We start from the raw sequence: 5,441 nt of genomic DNA, 5'->3' as shown, positions 1-5,441 counted from the left end.
GCCCGGGGGGGCCGCGTCGGTCTGGACGCGGAGTTGGTCGAGTTCCCCGCCAGCGGACTGGAAGTCCCTCTCAGCGGACGGAAGGTCGTGGTCCCGGAGCTGAGCCACAGCCCCCTGGAGGCTGCGCACGTCGGTCGCCGCCTGGTCGGCCCGGCCCTGGGCGGCCGGGATCTCGGCTCGGACGTTCTCGGCCTGACCGAGCAGGTCCGCGGCCTCGTCGCGGAGGTGCTGTTCCTCGGTATCGCGCAGGCGCTGCTCCTCGGCCGCGCTGTCCCGGGACGCCTGGCCGTCGCCGGTCGTCGCCTGGTCGCTGTCGGTGGCCGCCCGGTCGTCGCCTGTGGTCGCCGGGCCGGGCGACGGCGTGGACTCGGGGTTCAGCGTCGATCGGAACCTGTTGGCGAGGCTCGGGTCCCCCTCGGCGGCGGTGTCCGCCGTGTCCTCGACGGATTCGGTGACGGGTGCCGGGGACCGGGTGTCATCGCTTCGTTCGGGGGCCTTGCCCTTGATGTCGGGGACGTCCTCCGGGGATTCGGTGATGGGGGGCAGGGGCCCGGCGCCGTCGATCCACGCGGGGGCCTTTCCCTTCCCTTTCCCCTTGCCCTGGAAGTCGGGGATGACCATATCGCGCGGGTCCTTGACGACCCGGCGGACCTCGTTGAGGGTCTTCACCCAATGGTCGATGGCGTCGTTGAAGGCGCTCAGAGCCTGGTCGTAGTCGGCTTTCCGTTCGTCGTACCGCTGCTGGGCGGCGTCGCGGTCCCGGCCGTTGACCACCTCCTCGGCGAGGGCCTCCAGCGGGCGGCGGGCCTCGTAGTAGGCCTCCTCGGCCTGGGCGAACCGATCGCGCGCCAGGTCGAGTTCGCGCACCACCGGCTTCAGGTCCTCGGCCCGGTCACGGGTGAGGATGCCCAACCCGATCGCGTCCTCCTCGGAGACCCACCCGGAGAGGCGGGTGGAGGTCTCCCCGAGCTGCCAGCGTGCCGGAGGCGAGGAACGGTCGCCGAACCATCCGCGCACCTTGGAGAAGGCGGAGTCACGCAGTTTCGACGTGGCGCCGATGGCCCACCTGGTGTCGAACTCGACCAGGTAGGCGTTGCCCTGCCGGAGCCTGTCGGACTCGGGGTAGCGCTTGATCGGCTGGTTGGCGCCGCGGTGCTCGCTGTTGGTGCGGGAGGAACTGGGGGCGGGGCCGCTCCCGGTGTAGATCCCCTGGTGGTTGTCGTAGTCGTGGGCGGCCTCGGTACTCATCCCCATGGGGCGCACCGCGTTCGCACTGCCGTCGATGGTGGAGGAGACCTCCCGGGTGGTGCCCTGGCCGCCACCGTGGGAGAGGTTGTCGCTGATTCTGGCGGCGGGGATGATGTCCAGGACCGTGGGGGCGGACATGTCGGGTAGTGCCTTGACGCTCCAGTCGGTGCGTCCGATGCTCAGCAGCCGCACGCCGTCGTCGTTGCGGGAGGCGCTGGGGTACAGGCCCTGGAGGGCGAGGTTGTCCAGGCTGTGGTCGATGGCGTCGTGGCGGGTGTCGAGCTTGAGCTCCTTGGCGACGTGGGCACGGGCGTCGGCGATGGCGTGCGGTGTGTAGGCCCCGTCCCGCACGGCGTCGGCGGGTGGGGTCCAGCCGAGCGACTTGGCGACGACGATGTGGGCGGTGTCCCGAATCGACTGGCCTGAACCCTGTACCCCGGTCGGGAGAATGACCGTGTCGTGGGTGGGAGGGATCTGGTCCGGAGCGGCCTCGCGTGTGTCCCTCGCCCAGCTGCGCATCATGTCGTCGAGTGAGGCGTGCGGGGTGTCGTCGGGGTGTTCGGGAGCGGTGGTGGGCGCCGGGGAGGCCTCCTGGTCACCCGGTCCCCGCGCCGGGCCGGCACCGGAGGGGCCGGCCTGCGCGGTGGAACCGTCCGATTCCGTGGGGGAGGGGCTGGTCTGGGGCGGGGGAGTGGAGACCAGGTAGGAGAACGGGAAGACGGTCTCGATCTGCCCCGCTCCACCGCGACCCGTGAAGGTGGAGCGTCCGCTTCCCCCGCGAAGGGGATTGCGGTTGCCGCCCTGGTTCCGATCCGTCTCGGGGGTGCCGTCCTGGTTCTGGCCGGTCTCGGCGTCGCCGACCTTCAGGGTGAGGGTGAGGTCGATGTCCTGGACGAGTTTCGCGAACGGGGTCGGCCATTCGAGCTCGACCGTGCGGGACACCGAGTCCGAGACGTTCGTGCTCTGGCGGGTGCCCGACCCTCCGGACAGCCCGGCTTGGGGGGCCACGAACAGCAGGCGGCTCCCCGGTTGGTCGTCGGGGCCGCTCCGGTCCCCGTCGTAGCCGGTCGGCTGGAGCAGGGTGCCGTCCGCGCCCGCCGTGCGCGAGGTAGCGCTGCTGCGGCCCCGGCCGTCGGCTTCGGTCCAGGTCCGCGACTCGATGTAGTCGCTCGCGTAGCTGACGTACTCGGTGCGGGTCGCGGTCGTACGCAGGTCCACGTACATCGTGGCGTCGGTGGCCGTGTGCACGGGCTGCCCGATCGGGCGCACACGCACCGGAACCGGTACCGCCTTGACGGACTGTTCGCCCGGCCGCGTGGTGGCGGACTGGTGACCCAGCTGGGTGGTGAGCGTGTGCAGGATCTGCTCGCGGCTGTGGCCGGTCAACTCCATTCCGTCGCGCGCGAGGTCGTCGGTGAGGTTCTGCAGGGCGGCGCCGGGGTCGAAGGGCCGCATCTGCCGACCGAGATGTTCCAAACCGGGGCCGGCCGACCAGCCCTCGGGCTTTTTCGGGTTCGGCTGGGAACCGAGCTCGGGGCCCTGGTCGGTGTCGGTCACGGCGTCGTGGACCAGGTTCAGCGCGAAGGCGTCGTTGGCGTGCACGTACCCCGAGAACAGGTCGCTCACCGGGACGTGCCAGCCGCGGTACTGGCTGCTCCACGGAAGGGTGGGGCCGATGCTCCAGTTCTTCAGGAACTCGACGGCCTGGGTGAGGTGACCCGAACCTCGGAACGCGTAGGACCACGCGACCTTCGGGAGGAGGAACGTGTAGGAGGAGAAACTGTTCGAGTGCGTCCTGGACGAGGAGGTGCTGGAGGGGGTGAAACCGAAGGAGGGGCCCCAGACCGGGATGGGGCGGATCGCCTCGCTGGGTAGGGAGTTGCCCGTGCCCGCCGGGTTGGGGTTCTCGGTGATACCCGCTCCGGTCCGCAGCGACCACTTCCTGGTGGTGGAGTCGTTGGTGGCCAGACCGATCTCGGTGACACCGGTCCACCAGATCTGCGTGTCCATCGAGACGAAGTCGTGGACCGCGTCGAACTCGACCTTGGTCGCGATGATCGCGCGGATGTCGTGCGGGGAGAACAAGCCGCCGCTCATCTCCTGGCGCGTGCGTGACCCCGTCGGTGTGATAGCGCTCGGGTCGGTGGCCAGGTGCATCCCCGACAGGCGGTTCTCGAACAGTTCCCGGGCGCTTGCCCTGCCCTGGAGGTAGTGCTCGAGCTTGCGGCTGTAGCCCGTGTGCAGGCCGCTGCGCGTGGTGGAGAAGATGTCGTAGGTGCGCTGGAGCAGATCGGGGTGGTTCGGACCGCCGTCCAGGTTGGTGTTGACGTGCTCGATGGTGGCGCCGTGTCGGAGGATCTCCCGGGCCCGGCGCTGGGGGAGGGGGAGCGGGGCGCTCTGGTCCTGTGGAGCGGTCGAGGGCCCGGGCACCGGCTGGTCGGGGACGAACCCGCCACGGATGATCTCGCGCGCCTGTTCGGGCGTGAGCGGTGCGGGGTCCGCGGGAGGCGGAGGCGGCGTCGCCCCCACGGACCGGGCCGGGCGCGCCTTGGGGGTGGCCAGGACCATCGTCGTGTCCAGACCCTCGCCCAACAGCGGCAGACCGCGTTCGCGCAACGGCGGCGCGTCGCCGCGGACCAGACCGACGTCGTCGTGCTCGTACAGGCGGGCGTGGAACCTGGTGTCGGAGGTCCACACGTCGCTGCCGCCGTAGTCCATGGTCCCGTCGGCGCTGGTGTGGGCGACGTTCTGGCGGACGGCGTGGTTCGCACCACGGGACACCGTGGTCGAGACCGAGGGGGCGCCCCAGCGGGCGGGGACGCCGCGGGCGTCGGATCCGGTGCCCTGTCGGGTGTTCATACCCACGGTGCCGGTGAGGCTGTGCGTGTGGCCGTGGCTGTCCGATCGACCCAGCCCGGAGGTGCCGTAGACCTTCCCGCCCGTGCTGATGCCGGACTCGGAGCTGTGGCGCAGCGGGCCGACGTCGGCGAAGACGCGCAGAGTCACGACGTCCGGGCGCAGGCCCTCCTTGAGCGTGGCCGTTGACGGGAGGTCGATGGTGGCGGTCTCGGTCAGGTGGACGGTGAGGCCGTTCCTGGTCAGGTCGTCACGTGAGCCCTTCATGCTGGACTCGGAGAGGGCGTCCAGGATCCGCATCGTGTTCTCACGCGCGGTGTCGTGGTCGCGGCGCAGCCCGGTGTGTTCGCGTGGAGAGCGGTCGAAGTAGGGGGCGTCGGCGTTGCCGGGGCGGCGGGCGTAGGCGCCTCGGGAACGGGCCAGTTCCGGGATGACCAGGCCGGGGCGGTGGTGGGCGATGCCGGTGAGGATCCGGTGGCCCAGTTCCTCGTAGACCGTGCGGTCGTGGTCGCGCCCGGAGTCGGCGGCGTCCTCGCCCGTGGTGGTCTGCCCGGTCGTCGGGGTGTTCGCGGAGGGCCAGTCGAACCCCCGGATGTCGGCTCCGCTCAGATCCCGGGGGCGGTCGACACGCAGGTTGCTGAAGGGCGGTACCCGAGGCTCGGAGGCGTTCTGTCCGGAATCGCGGGTCGCGTCGCCGGCGCCGCCTCGGGCGGTCGTGGCCTGCCTCTCTATCGCCTGGGCGTCCTCCGTGGCCAGGATCTCGGACGAGGTGCCGTGGAAGTGGTGGGTCCGGGCGTCACCCTCGAACTGGAGGTAGTAGTCGCGTTCGACGCCGTAGGCCGCGTACTCGGTCCCATGCGTGTAGGACCTGGACATGGCGGTCTGCTCGCGCGTGGTGGTGGAGTTGGAGCCCGTGGAGAAGGCGTACTCCACGAACGGGGCGTCCAACCGGATGCTGCGCCCGTTGGGCAGTTCGGCGTGGATGCCGAACCCGCCGCCGCCGGTGCCGCTGGCTCCGGTGCTGCGGTTGAGCGAGATGGAGGTGCTCTTGGTGGAGCTGTGGTAGTGCAGGAGTTCCAGCACCGGTGGTGCGTGGTCCTTGCGATGGTACGCGGTGGGCACACTCCACAGCTTCATGATCTGCTCACCGCCCTCGGGCGTGAAGATGCGGATGCTGGCCGGGGTGTTGCCGATCTGCGGCAGGAGGTCCTGCATCTGGTCGGGGTGGAAGAGCCGCTCGACGTTGTGGCGGAACTCGTCGATTCGCTCCCGGCGTCGCTTGGCTCCACCGGGGAGGTGTTCGTTGAGCCACGTGGCCAAGCCCAACGTGTGGCTGT

The 5,441-nt window shown here is 70.6% G+C and carries 1 pseudogene; it reads right to left on the bottom strand.

From position 1 onward, the window contains the following. Positions 1–5,424: pseudogene (locus tag D471_RS0113010) on the bottom strand (hypothetical protein); the annotation flags it as partial. Positions 5,425–5,441 lie beyond the last annotated feature (17 nt).

Source organism: Nocardiopsis lucentensis DSM 44048 (genome assembly GCF_000341125.1).
Lineage (GTDB): Bacteria > Actinomycetota > Actinomycetes > Streptosporangiales > Streptosporangiaceae > Nocardiopsis > Nocardiopsis lucentensis.
The sequence above is the reverse complement of the archived record's forward strand: the minus strand, read 5'-3'. Positions and strand labels throughout refer to the sequence as shown.